At 68.8% G+C, this 19,198-nt stretch carries 19 protein-coding genes, 1 pseudogene and 1 riboswitch; of the genes and pseudogenes, 11 read left to right on the forward strand and 9 right to left on the reverse strand.

Annotated features, from left to right (window positions below):
• Window positions 1-33 precede the first annotated feature (33 nt).
• Window positions 34-1,212, reverse strand: a complete 1,179-nt coding sequence (locus ACFXKA_RS11040) for a cytochrome P450 (protein WP_379427044.1) — start codon at window positions 1,210-1,212, stop codon at window positions 34-36.
• Window positions 1,213-1,332: 120 nt separating this feature from the next.
• Between ACFXKA_RS11040 and ACFXKA_RS11045 the strand changes: the two genes are divergently transcribed.
• Complete coding sequence (locus ACFXKA_RS11045) at window positions 1,333-2,154, forward strand: SAM-dependent methyltransferase (RefSeq protein ID WP_379427045.1); 822 nt, start codon at window positions 1,333-1,335, stop codon at window positions 2,152-2,154.
• Window positions 2,155-2,179: 25 nt separating this feature from the next.
• Here the strand turns inward: ACFXKA_RS11045 and ACFXKA_RS11050 are convergent, their stop codons facing one another.
• The 3 genes from ACFXKA_RS11050 to ACFXKA_RS11060 all read right to left on the reverse strand — a co-directional run bounded on the left by ACFXKA_RS11050 (window position 2,180) and on the right by ACFXKA_RS11060 (window position 5,576).
• Window positions 2,180-2,584 carry a hypothetical protein gene (locus ACFXKA_RS11050; protein ID WP_379427046.1) on the reverse strand — a complete coding sequence of 135 codons (405 nt, stop codon included), beginning with the start codon at window positions 2,582-2,584 and terminating at the stop codon, window positions 2,180-2,182.
• Between the two features lie 502 nt (window positions 2,585-3,086).
• Window positions 3,087-3,410 carry a hypothetical protein gene (locus ACFXKA_RS11055; protein ID WP_379427047.1) on the reverse strand — a complete coding sequence of 108 codons (324 nt, stop codon included), beginning with the start codon at window positions 3,408-3,410 and terminating at the stop codon, window positions 3,087-3,089.
• 3 nt (window positions 3,411-3,413) lie between these two features.
• The gene (locus ACFXKA_RS11060) at window positions 3,414-5,576 is read right to left on the reverse strand and encodes a germacradienol/geosmin synthase (protein WP_379427048.1); all 2,163 of its coding nucleotides are present in this window, start codon (window positions 5,574-5,576) and stop codon (window positions 3,414-3,416) included.
• 275 nt (window positions 5,577-5,851) lie between these two features.
• On the opposite strand from ACFXKA_RS11060, the gene ACFXKA_RS11065 reads away from it, so the two are divergent.
• Together ACFXKA_RS11065 and ACFXKA_RS11070 are read left to right on the forward strand one after the other, a co-directional pair.
• Window positions 5,852-7,060: a glycosyltransferase gene (locus ACFXKA_RS11065; RefSeq protein WP_379427049.1), complete on the forward strand. Its 1,209-nt coding sequence runs from the start codon at window positions 5,852-5,854 to the stop codon at window positions 7,058-7,060.
• Window positions 7,061-7,195: 135 nt separating this feature from the next.
• The gene (locus tag ACFXKA_RS11070; protein ID WP_354835934.1) at window positions 7,196-7,543 is read left to right on the forward strand and encodes a ribosomal subunit interface protein; all 348 of its coding nucleotides are present in this window, start codon (window positions 7,196-7,198) and stop codon (window positions 7,541-7,543) included.
• A 33-nt stretch (window positions 7,544-7,576) separates the two neighbouring features.
• On the opposite strand, the gene ACFXKA_RS11075 is transcribed toward ACFXKA_RS11070, so the two are convergent.
• Window positions 7,577-8,458: a response regulator transcription factor gene (locus tag ACFXKA_RS11075; protein WP_379427050.1), complete on the reverse strand. Its 882-nt coding sequence runs from the start codon at window positions 8,456-8,458 to the stop codon at window positions 7,577-7,579.
• 55 nt (window positions 8,459-8,513) lie between these two features.
• Between ACFXKA_RS11075 and ACFXKA_RS11080 the strand changes: the two genes are divergently transcribed.
• From ACFXKA_RS11080 to ACFXKA_RS11110, 7 genes are all read left to right on the forward strand, one after another.
• The gene (locus ACFXKA_RS11080; protein WP_379427051.1) at window positions 8,514-10,151 is read left to right on the forward strand and encodes an AMP-binding protein; all 1,638 of its coding nucleotides are present in this window, start codon (window positions 8,514-8,516) and stop codon (window positions 10,149-10,151) included.
• On the forward strand, window positions 10,148-11,848 hold the full coding sequence (locus ACFXKA_RS11085) for an AMP-binding protein (RefSeq protein ID WP_379427052.1): 1,701 nt from the start codon (window positions 10,148-10,150) through the stop codon (window positions 11,846-11,848). The genes ACFXKA_RS11080 and ACFXKA_RS11085 overlap by 4 nt, the downstream gene beginning before the upstream one ends.
• A gap of 41 nt (window positions 11,849-11,889) precedes the next feature.
• On the forward strand, window positions 11,890-12,081 hold the full coding sequence (locus ACFXKA_RS11090) for a hypothetical protein (RefSeq protein WP_379427053.1): 192 nt from the start codon (window positions 11,890-11,892) through the stop codon (window positions 12,079-12,081).
• A 125-nt stretch (window positions 12,082-12,206) separates the two neighbouring features.
• Window positions 12,207-13,127 carry an AraC family transcriptional regulator ligand-binding domain-containing protein gene (locus ACFXKA_RS11095; RefSeq protein ID WP_379427054.1) on the forward strand — a complete coding sequence of 307 codons (921 nt, stop codon included), beginning with the start codon at window positions 12,207-12,209 and terminating at the stop codon, window positions 13,125-13,127.
• Window positions 13,128-13,218: 91 nt separating this feature from the next.
• Window positions 13,219-14,091 (forward strand): AraC family transcriptional regulator ligand-binding domain-containing protein, encoded by an 873-nt coding sequence (locus ACFXKA_RS11100; RefSeq protein WP_379427055.1) that lies wholly within the window; start codon window positions 13,219-13,221, stop codon window positions 14,089-14,091.
• A gap of 9 nt (window positions 14,092-14,100) precedes the next feature.
• Window positions 14,101-15,093 (forward strand): AraC family transcriptional regulator ligand-binding domain-containing protein, encoded by a 993-nt coding sequence (locus ACFXKA_RS11105; protein ID WP_379427056.1) that lies wholly within the window; start codon window positions 14,101-14,103, stop codon window positions 15,091-15,093.
• Between the two features lie 258 nt (window positions 15,094-15,351).
• On the forward strand, window positions 15,352-15,543 hold the full coding sequence (locus ACFXKA_RS11110) for a hypothetical protein (protein ID WP_354835950.1): 192 nt from the start codon (window positions 15,352-15,354) through the stop codon (window positions 15,541-15,543).
• 10 nt (window positions 15,544-15,553) lie between these two features.
• Here the strand turns inward: ACFXKA_RS11110 and ACFXKA_RS11115 are convergent.
• A pseudogene (locus ACFXKA_RS11115) lies at window positions 15,554-15,751 on the reverse strand (manganese transporter); the annotation flags it as partial.
• A 223-nt stretch (window positions 15,752-15,974) separates the two neighbouring features.
• Window positions 15,975-16,155, forward strand: a riboswitch (M-box (ykoK) riboswitch).
• Between the two features lie 280 nt (window positions 16,156-16,435).
• Between ACFXKA_RS11115 and ACFXKA_RS11120 the strand changes: the two are divergent.
• Window positions 16,436-16,858: a hypothetical protein gene (locus ACFXKA_RS11120; protein WP_379427057.1), complete on the forward strand. Its 423-nt coding sequence runs from the start codon at window positions 16,436-16,438 to the stop codon at window positions 16,856-16,858.
• 97 nt (window positions 16,859-16,955) lie between these two features.
• Here the strand turns inward: ACFXKA_RS11120 and ACFXKA_RS11125 are convergent, their stop codons facing one another.
• The 3 genes from ACFXKA_RS11125 to ACFXKA_RS11135 form a co-directional block, all read right to left on the reverse strand.
• Window positions 16,956-17,468 carry a DUF3558 family protein gene (locus ACFXKA_RS11125; protein ID WP_379427058.1) on the reverse strand — a complete coding sequence of 171 codons (513 nt, stop codon included), beginning with the start codon at window positions 17,466-17,468 and terminating at the stop codon, window positions 16,956-16,958.
• On the reverse strand, window positions 17,468-17,992 hold the full coding sequence (locus tag ACFXKA_RS11130) for a DUF3558 family protein (RefSeq protein ID WP_379427215.1): 525 nt from the start codon (window positions 17,990-17,992) through the stop codon (window positions 17,468-17,470). The genes ACFXKA_RS11125 and ACFXKA_RS11130 overlap by 1 nt, the downstream gene beginning before the upstream one ends.
• A 195-nt stretch (window positions 17,993-18,187) precedes the next feature.
• The gene (locus ACFXKA_RS11135) at window positions 18,188-19,150 is read right to left on the reverse strand and encodes a DNA polymerase domain-containing protein (RefSeq protein ID WP_379427059.1); all 963 of its coding nucleotides are present in this window, start codon (window positions 19,148-19,150) and stop codon (window positions 18,188-18,190) included.
• Between the last annotated feature and the right edge of the window lie 48 nt (window positions 19,151-19,198).

The raw sequence follows: 19,198 nt of genomic DNA on the forward strand, positions 1-19,198 counted from the left end.
CGGACCGGCGGCGGCACCGCACGGAGGTAGCGCTCAGCGCAGCGTGACCGTGGTCGGCAGGCTCGCGAAGCCGCGGTTGTTGGAGGCGTGGATGCGCTGCAGCCCCGCCGGGTCGACCTCGAAATCGGTTACCCGCGAGGCGATTTCATGCAGCGCCGTGCGCAGTTCCAGCAGCGCCAGGTTGGAGCCGAGGCAGTGGTGGCGGCCGCTGCCGAAGACCAGGGAGGCGGAGGTGTCGCGGTCCAGGTCGAAGGTGTCCGGATCGGCGAAGACCTCCGGGTCGCGGTTCGCGGCCCCGGTGAGCAGCAGGATGCGGGCGTCGGCGGGAATCGACACGCCGTGCAGTTCGACCGGTTCGGTGGTGGTGCGCAGCTGGGTCTGGGTGGCCGGGTCCCAGCGCATGGCCTCGGCGATCCAGTCGTCGATGCGGCCGTCGAGGGCCTGCCGGCGCTGGTCGGGGTGCAGCCAGGCGGCGTGCCAGGCATTGCCGAAGGTGAGCATGCTGGTCTCGATGCCGGCCCCGACCAGCAGGATCAGGACGCCGACGATCTCCTCGGGGGTGAGCCGGTCATCGCCGTCGGCGGCATCCAGCAGACCGGAGAGCAGATCCTCCTGCCGGGACTTGCTGCGCTCGATGGTGAGCTCGGTGTAGTAGCCCACCAGCGCGCCGATGGCCTGCATGGCCTCCGGCCGCAGATCGGTGGACTCCTCCTCGGTGTACATGATCTCCATGCCGAGCTTGCGCAGCATCTCCCGATCGTTCTCGGGCACGCCGACCAGCTCGGAGATCACCTCGGTCGGGAAGGGCCCGGCGAATTCGGCCATGAGGTCGAAGCTGCCGCGCTCCAGCAGCGGTTCCAGCAGGCCGGTCGCGATCTCGCGCAGCCGCGGCTGCAGCGACTGCACCCGGTGCGCGGTGAACGCGCGCGTCACCAGGCCGCGCAGCCGGGTGTGCTTGGGCGGGTCCATGGCGACGAAGGAGAAGAACCGTTCGGCCTGCGGCCCCCAGAAGGCCGGTTCCATGCGCAGGCCGTTCACGCTGGAGAAACGGTCCGAATCGCGGAGTGCCGCGAGCACGTCGGCGTGGCGCGAGAAGGCCCAGAAGTCGTCGGTGTCGTTCCGGTAGACCGGGGCCTCGCTGCGCAACCTGGCATAGTAAGGGTACGGATCGGCATGGACATCGAAATCGAACGGGCTGTAGCGCAACTGCATGACGAACCTTCCGGCGATGCTGCGGGGGCGGGCGCACGGCTCTGCCGGTTTCCGAAGGTACAGAGTCGCTACCGATCCGCAACTGGAGCTGACAGATTCAGACAGTAGCCGAAAAGGATTGTGAGCGTTTTGAACTCGGAATCAGCGGCGGACCGCGTCGACACCACCAAACCGCATCCGGCGCGCCGGTACGACTACTGGCTGGGTGGCAAGGACAACTTCCCCGCCGATCGCGAGTCCGCCGACGCGGTGTCCGAGGCGTTCCCGACGGTGCAGCTGTCCGCGGTGGAGAACCGCAACTTCCTGCGCCGCGCGGTCGCCTATCTGACCGGTGAGGCGGGCATCCGCCAGTTCCTCGACATCGGCACCGGCCTGCCCACCGCCGGGAACGTGCACGAGATCGCGCAGGGCATCGCCCCCGAGTCCCGGATCGTCTACGTCGACAACGACCCCATCGTGCTGGTGCACGCTCGCGATCTGCTCAACAGCTCCCCCGCGGGCCGGACCGCGTATCTGGACGCCGACCTCCGAGACCCGCAGCACATCCTGACCCATCCCGACCTGCTGGCCACCATCGACCTGAGCAAGCCGGTCGCGCTCATGGTGGTCGCGGTCGCACACTTCATGACCGACGAGCTACGGCCCTACGACCTAGTCCGGCAGCTCACCGACGCCCTGGCCCCCGGCAGCTACCTGGTCATGTCGCACGCCACCAACGACTACCTCGACGAGCACGACCTGGCCCGCTCCGCGGAGGCCAATGCCCGCAGCGGCGTGCCGTTCCAATTGCGTTCCAGCGCCGAATTCGCCAAGTTCTTCGACGGATTCACCCTGATTCCGCCGGGCATCACCGCGGTCACCCTCTGGCGGCCCGAGGAGTACCGGCCGCATCCGCGTCCCGAGGCGGTGTCCATGCTGGGCGCGGTGGGCCGCATTCCCTGATCCGGCCGGCCCGCTGCGCGCATGATCAGAGCCTGCCGACGTCCTCGAGCACCCGCCGGGTCTGGGCGAACAGCATGCCCACATTGACCGACTTGCGGCACACCACCACCACGACCACGTCCTCGCGGCTCTCGGCACGCACGAACAGGTGGGTGAGATTGTCGCTGTTGACCAGGATCTCCTGGAAGTAGTGGTGGTCCAACCGGATTCCGCGCCGCTCCTTCCAGATGTTCTCGATCATCAACACATTGCGGCCCTGGAACAGTTCCAGGGCGGCCGTGGCCAGCAGATCGAGGACCTCCCGGGGATGGTTGTCGACGGTCTCCACCGCCAGCAGCATCCCGGTGGCCATGTCGATGGCGCCCGCGGCGATGCATTCGGGCACCTCCGAGCGCAGGACCTTCACCAGCGTCGACACCCGGTCGGTCATGCTGCCGGGGGCACCTGCATTGCTCGATGTGTTCATTGCGTCCTCTCTGGTTTCCTCGGGGTGAGGGGTCGTTGACCGCCGCGCGGCATGGGCTGCGGCGGTCTCGGCGGGAGCACATCGTTGATGCCGCCGGCGCCACGGCGGCGGCGCGGTAGCAGGGACCGCCCGGGTGCGTCGCGGGGCGGCTCGAGGGCGACGACAGCTCCCGTAGTCATGCTCGAACTCCTGGGAAGTAGGCACGGCGAAATGAGGCGTATCGCAGCCCGGAAGCATCGGAATGTGAAAGTTGCGCGCCTGGTCGACAATTCGACGGCGAATCGCACCGAACCCGTTCACCGCGTGTGGGATATCGTGACAGCCCAGCAGTTTTAGAGCAACGGATTCCGGTGAATCGATTACCTAAGTCCCACGACATTGCGCTACCCGGCGCGCAGGGAAACCAGCATCACCAGCACAAGCGATCCGCTATATGCGCCGCCCACGAGTTAAGCGCGCTTGACGGTCACATCACGAAAAAATATTGCCGCAAAATATGAACCGTCCGGTCGAATTCATTTGTCCGAATTCGATTTATCGCCGCCCGGCACAACCGGCCGGCGCCAGCAGATCCGCGGCGGCCGAACCGGTCCATGGCCGCCACCACCTCCGCGCCCGCGCACAGCGCACCCAGGGCGCAGGCGCAACCCAGCAGCGCGGCCCCCTTGCGCCGCAGGGTTTCCAGGCATTCGTCCAGCATCCAGCTGGCCAAGCTGTGCAGGGCGTCCCCGACCAGGACCGCGTCCTCGATGCCCCACAGCCGCCACACCGCCGGGCGGCCGCGGCGCAACGGTCAGCGGCGGCTCGCTCGATCGGCGAGCACGCTGACGAAGGGGCCGAGCGGACCGGTGATGGCCGGCCTTGGACGGGAGGCACGTAGGGTCTGCTCGGAATAGCGGCCGGTGCTGGTGTGCCAGTGCATATTTCCGGCCATGTGATCTCGCAGCCGGTCGACATGGCCGAGCAGCGCCGCTCGCACCTCGCCGGGCAGCTCGTGGTCGGCGAAGAATTCGGGCAGCCGTTCGCGCGCGACGAGTTCGAACTGCGTCAACCGTTCATTGGCGAGATCGACGACGATATCGGCCGCATGCTCTCGGGAACAGCCAAGGAAGGACTGGGTGAGATACACGAGATTGTAGATCTCCTCATCGTATTCGATCTCCTTCTGATACGAATAGAGATCGTTGACGAGGGCAGCGTAGTCGTGGGCCGAATTCTGCAGCTGCCGAACAATACTGGAGTCCGATATTTCCGAAATCCTTGGGTCGGCGGCAATTTCGGGCGAATACAGGGCGTCCAGTGCGCAGAACAGCGGCCCGCCCGAGGTGAGGCGTCGCTGCTCGAGATAGTCGACGGGATCGGGCAGCCGGTGCCGAATCTCGTTCTCCAACACGTACTCCCAGCCCTCGAACAGCTCGATCAGGGCCGCCCGCAAGCGCTCACGCCCCGTCTCGTCACAGCCGGCCGCGGTATCGCGCCACAGCGCGGCCAAGCCGTATTCGAGTGCGGTGAGCGGCGCGGGCGGGCTGTCGGTGAGCTGAAGTGGCAAGCGCCGCAACTGATCTCGGCCGGATACCGGTTCCACCCGGAACACCCGGGTGGCCAGGTCGTCGGCGTAGGTGCCCCAGGTGCACCAGCGGGTGCGCAGCAGCAGCGCGGCCGCATCGGCCCCGGGATCGAGCATGGCCATCAGCCCCGCGAAATCGGCGGCGGCCACGGTCTCGGCCGTCCAGCCGACCCGCGGATCCAGCAGCCCGACGGCCGCGGCCCACCTCGGCCCGTCCGCGCGAGCCAGCGCCACCTGCGGATGCATCGACACCCGATACGGCATCACCAGCCCGCGCACCGGCAGCGGTCCGGATGTTCGCGGCGGCGGAACGTGCTGCCGGAGCTGGATTCGCAACCCCGGCGCGAGCCGGGCGGCCGCGGTGCCCAGCCCGGTCGGACCGCGGTCGACGCCGCTGTTCATGTAGCGGCTCGACCTCAGATGCCACTCGTGCCCGCCGGACTGCCAGTCCTGCAGGCCCCCGGTGTACCGCGCGACGGCCAGCTGTTCGGCAGGGGTGGCCGCGTGTTCCACGAACAGCTGTGGCACCTCGACCGACGCGGTGTCCTCGAACTGCTTCAGCCGCGAGGTCAGCATGTCATTGGTCAGTTCCGCGGCCGCCTGCGTGGGCAGGCCCAGGAACCGTTCCAGCACCAGCACCATATTGGCGTTCTCGCCCTCGACCCGGACCTCGCGCTCGTAGGAGAACAGGTCGTTGCGCAGATGCACTGCGTCGGAGAAGGTTTCGCACAACACCCGCAGCGGCCGCTCGGCGGCGAAACGGCCGGGCACCTCGGCGCCGCAGGCGAACTCCACCAGATTGGCCGACCAGGGCGCGCCGCCCACCCGGCGGCGCATCTCGATGTACTCGACCGGATTGGCCACCCGGTCGCGGGCGATATTGTCCAGTTCCCAGAGGGATTCGACCATGAGGTTGTGGGTGGAGCGGCGCATGCGCTGCCGCCAGCCCGGGGACATGACCGGCACGGTCCGGGCCCAGCAGTCGGCCAGTCCGGCCTCCGACGGCGTCTCGGGTTCCGGTGCGGGACGGCCGGGTTCGGCCATGAACAGCTCCAGGCGCGCGAGATAGCGGGTGGCCTCGGACCGGTTGCCGGTGTACTTGTACTCGGCCAGGAACCAGTCGTCGAAATAGAAGACCCAGATGTACCACTCGGTGAGCAGCGCCAAAGCCTCGGCGTCGCAGTCGGGATGGGTGTACGCGCACAGCAGCGCGTAGTCCATACGGTCCAATCTCTCGGCGTCCCAGATGGGTTTGCCGTCGACTCCGAGTTCGCCGAGCATGCCCATGCGCAGCGCCCACGCGCTGGAGTGCGCGCGGGCGTACCCGTGATGGGGATTGAGCCGGGCGGGATGCGGGGTGTAGAAATCGGGCAGGGTGAAGGGCTTCAATTCAGGGCCCTCTCGCTGGAGGTTGTGCACTCCGGTCGCCGGCGGCACCGGTATTGCGCTGCTGTTTGCGATATGTCGAACGAACCGCGTCAGAACTCTCACTGCGACAACGTGATCAGCGTCACAACCATGGTAGAGGCCCGTCGCCGTCTCGCCAACACCTCGCAATCTTCGCCGACCGACCAGTACCTCCCGAACCGGCCCGCCCGCCCCCACCCGAGATAGCCTGGGCGCTGCGCCACCCGCACCCGCCACCCACACCAGGAGGATCGTCCATGCCGAATCCCGCCGCCGACCGCGCTCCGATCCTGCAGCGACTGGGCGACCGTGGCCGGGTGCGCGTGATCGTCGCCGGTGGCGGCACGGGCGGCCACACCTATCCGGCGGTGGCGGCCGTGCGGGCGCTGCGGGATCTGGCGGCCGAGACCGGGGCCGCGACCGAGGTGCTGTGGGTGGGCGTGCCCGACAGCCTGGAGCAGCGGGTCGCGGCGGAGAACGACATCGACTTCACCGGCATCAAAGCCGGCAAGCTGCGCCGCGACCGCAATCCGCTCAAGATGCTCAACAAGGACAATGCGCGGGATGCCCTGCGCGTGCCGGTCAGCGTCCTCACCGCCCAGGGCGTGGTGCGCCGGTTCCGCCCGGACGCGGTCCTGTGCACCGGCGGCTACGTGTGCGCCCCGATCGGGATGGCCGCCGCGCTGCGCCGGCGGCCGCTGGTGATCCACGAGCAGACCACCGGCGTCGGCAAGGCCAACCTGCTGCTGGCCCGGATGGCCGACCGCATCGCGCTCAGCTCCGAGGCGTCGATCGCCATGCTGCCCGCGCGCGCCCGGGACCGGGCCGTGGTCACCGGCAACCCGATTCGCCCGACCCTCACGACCGGCGATCCGGCCGCGGCGGTCAAGGCTCTCGACTGGGAGGGCTACACCCCCGGCCTGCCGACGGTCTACATCACCGGCGGTGCGCAGGGCGCGGTGCAGATCAACGAGCTGATCGGGCAGCTGCTACCCGAACTCCTCCACTCCGCCAATGTGATTCACCAGTGCGGACGACTCTCCTTCGAGCAGGTTCGCGACCACGCCGCCACCCTCCCGGAGGACGTGCGCGGCCGCTACCTGGTGCGGGAGTTCGTCGGCCCCGAGCTCCCCGATGTGCTGGCGCTCACCGACGTGGTCGTATCCCGTTCCGGCGCAGGAACTCTCGCCGAGCTCACCACGCTGGGCAAGCCCTCGGTGCTGATTCCGTACCCGCATTCGGTCGGCGGCGAGCAGATTCGCAATGCCCGAATCCTGGCCGACCACAACGCCGCTCGCGCCCTCGTCGGTGACGACGCCACCGTCGCGAACCTCCGCACGGCCCTCACCGAACTCCTGACCGATGCCGGGACCCGCGCCGCCGTGTCGGCCGCCGCCCGCGCCCTCGGCCACCCGGAGGCCGCCACGGACCTCGCCCTCACCGTCCTGGATCTGGCCACCCGCTGAGCACGGATCACGAAAAGCCGTACGCCGCTACGCGATCTATTCCACATGCCACTCTCAGTCGGAGTGGGTAGGGTCGGAGGTGTCAGCAAGCCCTCGGTTACTCCAGGGATTGCTACCCGAGAGATTGGAGATGCCATGCAAATCCAGGTCTTCGCCGACAAGAACATCGGCGGCGGCGCGATCGCCGAGGAAGCGACGGACACCATCGCTTCGATTCTGGATCGATTCGCTGATCACCTCACCCGGGTCGAGGCCCACATCACCGATGTGAACGGGCACAAGGGTGGTTCCGAGGACAAGAAGTGCAGCCTCGAGGCACGGCCCAAGGGCCAGCCACCGGTGGCGACCACCCACCGCGCGGCCACCGCCGAGGACGCCTACACCGGAGCCGCCGACAGCATGGCGCACCTGCTCGACAGCAAGTTCGGGCGGCTCCATCACGCCAAGGGCGGTGAATCGATCCGCCACCTCGTGTCGGACTGAGTCCGGCCGCGGGCCGCTGCCTGCGACATTCGGTTACGGAAGGAGCCCGAGGCGGCGTGCGCGCACGACCGCCTCGTGGCGGTTGTGTGCGCCGAGTTTGGTCATGGCGCTGCGCAGATAGCTCTTGACCGTCTCCGGTCGCACCGAAAGTCGCTGCGCCGCTTCCAAATTCGTGCAGCCCAGCGCGACGTGGGCGAGGACGTCCAGTTCCCGGGGCGCGAGGCTCACCGCGTCGTCCGGGGCCGCGACACCCGACACCAGGCGCGCGAGCTTCTCGGTCACCTCGCGCAGGCGCCGGCGGGCCGACGCCTCCGAGACCACCTGGGTGATGCCGCGCAGTTCCGCGTGCAGATCCCGGAGTTGTTCGGTGACAACGGCATTGGATTCGGCGACGAAGGCATGGGCGCTCGTCGTGGACTCCCGCGCGCAGGACAGGCGCAGCCGCCGATCCACTTCGTCGCGAATGGCCAGTTCCGTCGCGAGCCGGCGCCCGGCCTGCACCATCTCGTCGGCGACGCGGTCGCCGATCACCCCCGAGTCCCGATTGGCCACGTACAGCACCGCGCGTGCCTCGCCCCGCACCACCACCGGCACCGCCACCACCGCGCGCAGTCCCTCGCCGAGCACCGGGGCGTCGTAGTGGTGGGTGATGGTCGAGGCCGAGCGATAGTCCGACACCGAGCGCGGCTTGCCCGTCACCACCGCCGAGCCGCCCAGCCCGGAGCTGGGTGCGACGGCCAGCCCGCGCATGCCGTTGGTGCGGGTGCCGACGAATTCGCTGAGCACCAGCATGCCCGCGTGCACCTCGCCGCCGAAGACGACCGGAAGCTTGCTGGCGGAAGCGAGAGTGCGCAGCTCAGCACGCAGAGCGTCGCCGTCGCTGGGGCGCAGGAGCCCGTCCGTGGCCGAAGTCATCGGTCAGCCCCTTTCGGGGGTAGTCCAGGGTGAGTGTGACGTAGATCCTACTGGTGTGAGCGAGAGCACGAGCTACACCTTCGGAGTCTGGGACGCTCCCCTGCTGGGCGAGACCATCGGCGCCAACCTGGACCGGACCGCGGCCGCGCATCCGGACCGCGAGGCCCTCATCGACTACACCACCGGTATCCGCTGGACCTACCGCGAATTCAACGCCGAGGTCGACGCGCTGGCGCTGGGCCTGCTGGCGGCCGGCATCGGCAAGGGCGACCGGGTGGGCATCTGGGCGCCGAACTGCCCGCAGTGGACGCTGATCCAGTACGCCACCGCCAAGGTCGGCGCGATCCTGGTCAATATCAATCCGGCGTATCGGGCGCACGAACTGCGCTACGTGCTGCGCCAGTCCGGAATTCGGATGCTGGTCGCGGCACCGTCGTTCAAGACCTCCGACTACGCGGCCATGATCACCGAAGTGCGCCCGGAGTGCCCGGAGCTCGAACAGGTGGTGCTGCTGGACAGCCTCGAATGGCAGAGCCTGTCGACCAGCGGCCGGGCCGCGAATCCGGAGCTGCTGGCCGCCGCGCAGTCGGCGCTGTCCACCGACGACCCGATCAATATCCAATACACGTCCGGCACAACGGGTTTCCCCAAGGGCGCGACCCTGAGCCACCACAATATCCTCAACAACGGCTATTTCGTGGGCGAGCTGTGCGGCTACACCGAGCAGGACCGGATCTGCATCCCGGTGCCGTTCTACCACTGCTTCGGCATGGTGATGGGGAATCTGGCCGCCACCACGCACGGCGCGGCCATGATCATCCCGGCACCGGCCTTCGACCCGCGCGCCACCCTGGAAGCCGTTGCGGCCGAACGCTGCACCTCCCTGTACGGGGTGCCGACCATGTTCATCGCCGAACTGGCCGATCCGGAGTTCGACACCTACGACCTGTCCTCGCTACGCACCGGCATCATGGCCGGATCGCCGTGCCCGGTGGAGGTGATGAAGCAGGTCATCGAGCGCATGGGCATGCGCGAGGTGAGCATCTGCTACGGCATGACGGAAACCAGCCCGGTCTCCACCCAGACCCGCGGCGACGATTCGCTGGTGCAGCGCACCGCGACGGTCGGCCGGGCCGGGCCGCACATCGAGGTGAAGATCGTGGACCCGGTGACCGGGGTGACCCTGCCGCGCGGCACGGCCGGCGAACTGTGCACCCGCGGCTACTCGGTGATGCTCGGCTACTGGGGCGAACCGGAGAAGACCGCCGAGGCCATCGACGCCGCACGCTGGATGCACACCGGCGACCTGGCCACCATGGACGACGAGGGCTACGTGGCCATCACCGGCCGCATCAAGGACATGGTCATCCGCGGCGGCGAGAACATCTACCCGCGCGAGATCGAGGAATTCCTCTACACCCATCCCGACATCGTCGACGCCCAGGTGATCGGTGTGCCCGACGTCAAATATGGCGAGGAATTGATGGCGTGGATCCGGATGCGACCGGGTACACCGCCCTTGACCGCCGAGAGTCTGCGTGAGTACTGCGCCGGCAAGCTCGCCCACTACAAGATTCCCCGCTATGTGCACGTCGTCGACGAGTTCCCGATGACCGTGACCGGCAAGATCCGCAAGGTCGAGATGCGCGAGATCGGCGCGCGACTGCTCGGCCTGACCGAGGAGAACGCATGACGAACACCGAGGCCTACCGCGCCGCCCGCGACGGACTGCTGGCCGTGTCGACGGACTACGACGCGGCTCTGCGCGAGTTCGAATGGCCACGGCTGACCGGCGAATTCAACTGGGCCACCGACTGGTTCGACCACATCGCCCGCGGCAACGACCGGCCCGCGCTGTGGATCGTCGAGGAGGACGGCTCCGAACAGCGGATCAGCTTCGCCGAGATGGCCGAGCGCTCGGACCGGGTGGCCACCTGGCTGGCCGGGCTGGGCGTCGGCAAGGGCGACCGCGTCGTGCTCATGCTCGGCAACCAGGCCGAGCTGTGGGAGGCCATGCTGGCGGTCACCAAGCTGGGCGCGGTCATCATGCCCACCACCGGGGCGCTGGGCCCGGCCGATCTGAGTGACCGGATCGAGCGCGGCGGAGCGCGTTTCGTCATCGCCAATCACGGCGATACGGGCAAGTTCGACGAGGTGCCGGGCGACTACACGCGAATCGCGGTGGGCGAGCCGGTATCCGGCTGGCACGACTACGCCGCCGCGGCGTCCGTCGAATCGGCCGGGCCGTTCCGGGCCGTCACCGAGGTGACCGATCCGCTGCTGGTGTACTTCACCTCCGGCACCACCAGCAAGCCGAAGATGGTGCAGCACTCCCAGATCAGCTACCCGGTCGGTCACTTGAGCACCATGTACTGGATCGGTGTCCGCCCCGGCGACGTACATCTGGCCATCAGCGCGCCCGGCTGGGCCAAGCATGCCTGGAGCTGCTTCTTCGCGCCGTGGCTGGCGGAGGCGACCGTATTCGTCTACAACTACGCGCGTTTCGACGCCGCGGCCCTGCTGGCGCAGCTGCGCCGGGCCGAAGTGAACACATTCTGCGCGCCACCCACGGTGTGGCGCATGCTGATCCAGGCCGATCTGGGCGAGCGTCCGGCGGGGCTGCGCGAAATCCTCGGCGCGGGTGAGCCCTTGAACCCCGATGTCATCGCGCAGGTCGAGAAGGCGTGGGGCCTGGTCATCCGCGACGGCTTCGGACAGACGGAAACCACCCTGCAGGTGGGCAATACGCCCGGCCAGCCGCTCAAGCCCGGCTCCATGGGGCGGCCCGCGCCGGGCGTGCCGGTGGTGCTGGTGGATCCGATCACCGGGCAGCGCGCCGAGGAGGGCGAGATCTGCCTGGATCTGGCTGCCGCGCCGGTCAATCTGATGACCGGCTATCTCGGCGATCCGGAGCGTAATGCCGCGGTCATGGACGGCGGCTACTACCATACCGGCGATGTGGCCGTGCGAGACGCGGACGGATACATCACCTATATCGGGCGCACCGACGACGTTTTCAAGTCCTCCGACTACAAGGTGTCCCCCTTCGAGCTGGAGAGCGTGCTCATCGAGCATCCGGCCGTGGTGGAGGCGGCCGTGGTGCCGCAGCCGGATGACACGCGGCTCGCGGTGCCCAAGGCCTACGTCGCGCTGGCGGCGGGATGGGAGCCGGACCGTGAAACCGCCCGCGCCATCCTGGAATACGCCCGCGATCACCTCGCGCCCTACCTGCGTGTCCGCCGGCTGGAGTTCACCGAGCTACCGAAGACGATTTCCGGCAAGATCCGCCGCGTCGACCTGCGCCAGCGCGAGGAGCGGGCGCACGCGTCCGGCGAGACCATCCCCACCGAGTACCGCTACGAGGAAGTACTGAGCGACACCATCCGCTGAAACCGCACCGCCCCATGCCCCTACGACAGACCGGAGCTCCCATGCCCCATACCGCGGAATCCGCGACCGCCTACGTCATCGCCGCCCTGGAGGCCAAGGGGACGGCGACCCGTGAGGACTTCGATATCCCCGGGATCGTCAGCACGACGCACAACATCACGCAGACATGGGATTTCCAGGCGGTCGACCGCCGCCGGTTCTGGGGCATAGCGGCCACCTTCCTGCGCGCCTGACCCGCAGAAAAACCAGGGAGCGACACCCGCTCGCCGGACCCGCAGGAAAATCGGGGACGAGCGGGTTGTCTCACAGTTCGGCGAATTCGCGGTTTCCGGCCGCGAATTCGCCGCACCATTGGCTGATGCACACCTCCGACTCCGTGCTGCTGCCACGTTTCGTCCTGTCGCGCGCCGCGGCCGCGGGCCTGGACCCGGCCCGCCTCGCCCGCGAGGCCGGCATGCCGGGCTGGCTGCTGGAGGACGGCGATGCCCGGGTGTCCAGTGACTACTTCCCGCGGCTGTGGGAGCTGCTGGAGTACGAGCTGGACGACCCGGAGGTCACCCTGCGGGCCACCGCCAGTTACCGGCTCGGGGAATTCGGGCTGATCGACTATCTGATCTCGACGGCCGAGACCGTCGGCGCGGGTTTCGGCGTGATGGGCCCGTGCGTGGGGGCGATCTCCACCAACTTCCGCCTCGAGCCCGGCGCGCAGACCGAGACCGAGTCCACCTTCGACATCTACACCGTCAATACCGAGGGCCGCGGCCGCGACCTGTCGGTACAGATGGCGCTGGCCTCCCTGATCTCGCGCCTGCGCCAGACGACCGGCCGCCCGATGGATCCGGTGCGCATCCGGTTGCGCGAGCGCGCGCCCCGCCGCCTCGACGCCTTCACCGAGCAGTTCGGCACGGCGCGGCTGGATTTCGGCGCTCCGGTCGACCGGATCACCTTCCACAACGCGGACTTCGAGCTGGCCCAGATCACGGCGGACCCCTTGCTGGCAGCGGTATTGCGCCGCCACGCCGCCACCATGCCGCCCCCGCCGCCGCGCGCCACCGAGTGGCCGGACCGGGTGGCGGCGGTACTGGCCGAGGTCCTGGACGGCACCGACGCGCTGCTCGACCAGGTCGCGCGCCGTCTCTACACCAGCCCGCGCACCCTCCAGCGCCGCCTCGCCGAATCCGGCACCACCTGGCGCCTCGAGGTCGACCGCGCCCGCAAACGCCACCTCGAAGATCTCGAATCCGGCTGGGCCGCCGAACACGACGGCGATACGCCATGATTCGCCGAAGTTCCCGGGGGTACCCACTCCGGCGAGGTGACCCGAGGTGGCGTGGGCGAGGCGGTGTGGCCGGGCGGATGGAGCAGCGATCATGACCGCCTCGGACAGTGTGCTGCTGGCCCGGTTCGTGCTGACGCGAGCCCGGGCGGCGGGGCTGGATCCGGTGGAATTGGCGCGGGCGGCGGGAATCGGGGCCGGCGCGCTGGACGGGTCGCCGGGAAGCATTCCGGGGCAGTGCTATCCGCGATTGTGGGAATTGTTCGAGCGCAGGGCGGAATTGCCGCACGTGGGACTGCGGGCGGCCGAACGGTACGGAATGGGGGAACTGGGGATGATGGATTATCTGCTCGCCACGGCGTCGACCGTGGGCGAAGGGTTCAGGGCCGCAGGGGAATTCGGATCCGCGCTGTCGACCACGCGGCGCCTGGCCGTGGTCGGCGAGGACGACCGGCACGTCACCTTCGCGGCGGAGACGACCGGGGAGGGCCGGGGCGCGGAGGTCGCGGCGCAGGCGAGCTTCGCCTTCCTGACCGGTCGCGCACGCCTCGGTGCCCGGACGCGGATCGCGCCGGTCGCGGTGACCCTGCGGGAACGCCCGCCGCGCCATCACGCACCGTATACCGAGTTCTTCGGCACGGCCGCGGTCGATTTCGGCGCCGATGCCGACACGCTCACGCTGCGCCACGCGGACCTGGACCGGCGGCAGTTCACCGCCGATCCCGGGCTGGCGGCCGTGCTACGCCGGGCCGCCAGGGCGGCGACCCTGTCCACCCCGCCCGCGCGCGCCTGGGCCGATCTGCTTGCCGCCGAACTCGATTCACTACCGTCGCTGGACACGGCGTCGATCCACGGCATGGCCCGGCGGCTGGATACCAGCCCGCGCACCCTGCAGCGGCGACTGGCCGCGGCCGGAACCAGTTGGAGCCGGGAGCTGGCGAGCGCGCGCCGCCGGGCGGCGTGGTGATGGGCGGCCGTGACTACTCGATCCGACGCTCACGACAGCATTCTGATGGCCCGGTTCGCACTGGAGCGGGCGGCCCGGGCGGGGCTCGACCCGGAGCGGATCGCCCGGCTGGCCGGGGTCCCCGCCTGGCGCGAGGGTGGCGAAGGGACCCGGGTGTCGTCCCGGTACTGCCTGCGGGTGTGGGAGCTGCTCGAACAGGAAACCGGTGACCCGGATATCGCCCTGCGCGTGCCGGAGGACAGTGCGACCGGCGAATTCGGGCTGCTGGAGTATCTGTTCCTGTCGGCGGAGACCCTGGGCGCGGCGCTGGAAGCCTGCGTGCGCCACACCGGCAGTCTGACAACGAGTTACAACTTCCGGATCACGCATCGCACCGAACACGAGGTCTGCTACGAGGTGCTGTCCGGGGTAGAGGACGGTCGCGGGCGGGAACTGTTGGTGCAGGCGGCTTTCGCGCTCCTCGTGGGCCGGGGCCGGGCGGCCACCCGCTCCCCGATCGTGCCCGCGCGGGTGACCTTCCGGCAGGCCGCGCCGGCCGACCTCGCCGCCGTCACCGAGCTGTTCGGCACTCGCGCAATCGATTTCGGGAGCCTGGTCGACTCCCTGACGCTGCGGGCCGCGGATCTGGCGCTACCCATGAAGTCGGCCGATCCCGAGTTGACGGCCGTGCTGCTGTCCTACGCGGCCACACTGCCGGCCACTCCCGAGTCCGGCGTCACCTGGCTGGAACGGCTCGGCGACGTCCTCGACGGCGCTCTCGACGAGGGCACGGCGACACTGGAAGTGGTAGCGCGGCGTCTGCTGACCTCACCAAGATCACTACAACGCCGCCTGACCGAGGCCGGAACCACCTGGCGCCGTGAGGTGGACCGGGCGCGGCGCCGCAGATTGCAACGGGCCGAACACCTTCCACGCGCTCAGCAGGCGGAATTCCTGGGATACGCGGATCCGGCCAGCCTGCGGCGCGCCGTACATCGCTGGCGCGATCGCGACGATTCTTGAAAGATGGACCCCGCGCGCAGGCCGAAATCGCACCTACCGTACGGTATTCCGGCAACCACACAGCAAGGTTGGCGTGTACCGGCCCGGTTTGGCGTCTTCGGAACTCCCGCGCGACGCGGGCGGAAATGAAACTGGACGGAAACGCCACGACGTGCCCGCCGCGAGGCTCGCCACGGCGTTTGCGATGCGTGGTTGTGGCCGACGCTGTCCACGGCCACGCGTTCCCATCCGGTCCCGGTCCTCGATTGGAGCTTCCTCGTGCCCCACACCGCAGAAACCGCCACCGCCTATGTCGTCACCGCCGTGGAGGCCAAGGGCACCGCCACCCGGCACGACTTCGACATCCCGAGCATCGTCAGCATCACGCACAGCCTCACCGAGAGCTGGGATTTCAACAGCGTGGACCCGAACATGTTCTGGAACATCGTCGCCACCTTCCTCGAGCACTGAGCTCGGCCAGGCCCGGCAGGTCCGCGATCTCGCCCGCGTCGATGAACTTCGCGACCGCGTCGTTCGCGCGCGCGGCGTAGTCGGCGGTCATCATGAGCGCGGCCGCGCCGATCACCACGACGAACGCGCCCGGGGTGGTGTCGGCCCGCTCGTAGCCGATGAACCGCAGGATGATTCGCTCGTCGACGACAGTGGACTGCTGGAAGAACGCCGGTGACCGCGCCCAGGCGAACCACCATCTCCTGGTACACCGGCGCCTTCAGCAACTGCGACAGATGCGCCGTCGCAACCGATTCCGGCTTCGGCGATACTGTGGGCTCGGTCATATGCGCTTCTGATCGAGCGACCCGGAATTCCGGCGGCCACGGGCGAAACATTGCATGTCCGAATTTGACGAATCAATCCTCTACTGCCAGAATTTGCGGCGTCAATCAGCACCTCGCTAGGCGAGGCTCCTGTACGAACACAGGCCACTGATCCGACGACGTCGAGAGACGCCCAGGGTTAGGACAGGTTTCCCCGGATTAAGGGGTCACCCGAAGTGGCTTCCCAACGTCATTGTCATTGGGTATACGTCGTGCAGTGCCGAAGCTCTGACGAGAGGGGTGCTCGCCCGCCGGCCTGCTGCCGTGGCGACTCCTCGTGTGCACCCTGGTCAGCGCCCTCGTGCGCTCCGGCCGCAAGGAGGTGAGGACGACCCATGACCCCCGGCGATAGTTCGTATCCGAGTGATCCGTTCCACTCACCCGTTTGCGGGTGGAAACACGCCACACGACTCTGACCTTCCACCACACCACGCACGATGCGTATCCCCATTACGCGGCCGTGTAATGCGTGCTGGCCTTTTCACCCTCATTCGAAATGATCCACCCAGAATTTCGGAGGTTCGCCAATGAGGAAAATCACCGCGTACACCCCGGCCGCCACCGTCCCCGCCCCGGCCGTCCCCGCGCCGGTGCTGAAGACCGTCGCGAGCCAGGCCGACCAGGATGCCGCGTTCTCCGCGGCGGTCGACCAGTTCGGTCTGGCCACCTCGATGGGCACCCTGATCGGCACCCTCATCGGCGGCGCGGCCGGTTGCGCCATCGGCGCCGCGGGCGGCGCCATCGCCGGCGTCACGGTCATGTCGGTGCCGACCGGCATCGCGGGCTGCCTCACGGGCGCCGCCATCGGTATTCCGCTGGGTGCGGCGGCCGGTCTGGTGCTGACCGGCGTACCCGCCGCTATCGCGGTCGGCATCGGCCTGGCCCAGCGCCTGTCCGCGCCCGACTCCACCCCGGCTCCCGCCGGCGCGGCGCCTGCCCCTGCCGTCTAGCGGGCGGGTCCGATTGTGTCGGTGAAACCCGTTGTGGCGGTGATGGTCTCGACCATCGCCGCCGCTGCCTTCTGGTCCGGCAGCAGGTTCGGGACGGTCACACACCGTCTACCGAGAGCGTGGCCTGCATGAGAGTCATGGCCCCCGCGCACGGGTCCGGTTGCGCCGCGTGGTCGCGGTTCTGGACCCACCAGGTGACGGTGCCGGTGTCGGACGTGGTCACGGCGCAGGTGCTCGGATCCTTCGGGTCACGCCAGTACATGCCGCCGAAGTGCTTGATCACCAAACGCTCGACCTGATAACCGAATTGGTCAGCGATCTGGACCTCACGGCTCAGGGTGTCGTTCTCCAGCCAGGCGTAGGCGATGTCGATCGCGCCGCCGTTCGGGCTGGTGGCGGTCCAGTTGCAGATGGTGGGGGCGCTCTGCTGCTCGAGGCCCGAGACGTGCAGGTTGCTCGCGATCTTCCGATCCTCCAGCGGGCCGCAGCCGGCCAGCAGGTTCGGGGCGTCGGCGGCGCGCACGGGTGATTCCCTCGGACCCTGCGAGCACCCCGCCAGTGCGGCGATCAGTAAGGCCGCCACGGTGATTCGCGTTCGAACCGTACGCATTACCCCTGTCCCGCCTTCGTCAGGGTGGACGCCGCCAGCTGTTCCAGTCCCGCGCAGGGCCCCTTGGCGGTCTCGGTGATCGCGGCCCGCTCCGACCAATCGATGAAGTCGCTGTTCCCGAACGGAAGTGCCACCTCGCACGACTGCGGCCCCTGCCATTCGATGCCGGATTGCCCGGCCACCTGAACGTCGGACGGGCGCGCGTCGGTGATCTGAGTCCGGCGCTCCGCGAGCGGACTGCCCCGGAACCAGTGGAATACCACCGCGTAGTCACCGCCCGCGGGCCGCTGCCACGCACATCCCAGCGGATTCACCGCCACTCGCCGCAGCCCATTGAGCCCGGTCGCCTGACCGACATCGGCATCGGCCACCCCGCCGCACAGTCCGATGGTGTTCGGCGCCGGCATCACCGCCGCCCTGGATGTGGTCGTCGCCGGGGCCGCCTGCTGATTCGACGAGCCGCCGCAGCCCGCGATCGCCGCCCCGATCAGGGCGATCCCCGCCACCGCACCCACCGCTCTCATCACGCCGACCAGCGTAGGCGAACCGCCTGAATCGTGCGCTCGGCGACGCGGCGGACGATTTCCGACCTGGCGCCCAGCGTGCCCGGATCCCGGGTCGACCTTCCCCGCGTACGCGCACCCGGCTGCGCCCGGTGGACTATCTCGGCATCGGTGTCGGCGTGCTGCTGATCGCGATGGACGCGGCGGCGGCCCGAGTCAGTTCTCCCGGCGGGCGCGGGCGCGGCGTTTGCCCTCGTGCATGGCCTGCACCCGCGCCACCGGGATGGTGTGCCCCTCGGCGATGAGATCGGCTGGGAGAGATTGGGGTTCGGGCATGGCCTCGGCCCAGGGATCGCGGTCGCCGAGCATCTTGGCCGCCGTGCGAATCGTGAAGTCGTGCGGGTCGATGCCGGGCAGGTCCGCCCAGGCGACCGGGAACGAGACGGTCGCGCCCGGGCGGATCCGCGGGCTGTAGACCGACACCACCGTCGCGCCGCCGGCGCGGGTCGAATCGAGAAAGACCTTGCCGCCCCGGTCTTCTCGAATGAACGCCGTGGTGGCGAGCTGCGGATCGAGACGTTCGGCGCGGGCCGCGATCGCCCGGGTCGCCGCCGCGGCATCCTCGAGGTCGACGCCCGGCACGACCGGGACGAAGATGTGCACGCCCTTGGAGCCACTGGTTTTCACCGCGCCCGCCAGCCCGTCCGCCGCCAGCGCTTCCCGAATGAGCTGCGCGGCCCCGACCACCTGGGCGAAGGGCTGATCCGGCGCCGGGTCGATATCCAGCACGAGATGCGTTGGGCTGCCGGAATAGTCGGCGAGACCGTCCGCGTACAGCAGTGTCACGTGATACTCCACCGCGCGCTGATTCCCGAACCACAGCAACGTCCGCACGTCATCGCACAGCGCGTAGGACACCTCCCGTTTCGAACTGCCCGCCCACAGCGTCACCCGCCGCACCCACTCCGGTGTGTACTTGGGCAGGTTCTTCTGCATGAACGGCTCCTGCCCCGGCCGCACCCGCACCACCGACAGCGGCCGCTCCCGCAATGACGGCACCATCCGCTCGCCGATCGCCTCCAGGTAGTCGATCAAATCGCCCTTGGTGGCCTCGGCCCCGTCGAACAAGGGACTGTCGAGACTGGAGAACTTCAGCCCGGCCCGCACGTCATCGCCCATCGGCCCACCATGCGCCACACCCGTACCGCCGTCAACCATCCCGGCCGT

It is taken from the genome of Nocardia sp. NPDC059228, assembly GCF_042754245.1.
GTDB lineage: Bacteria > Actinomycetota > Actinomycetes > Mycobacteriales > Mycobacteriaceae > Nocardia.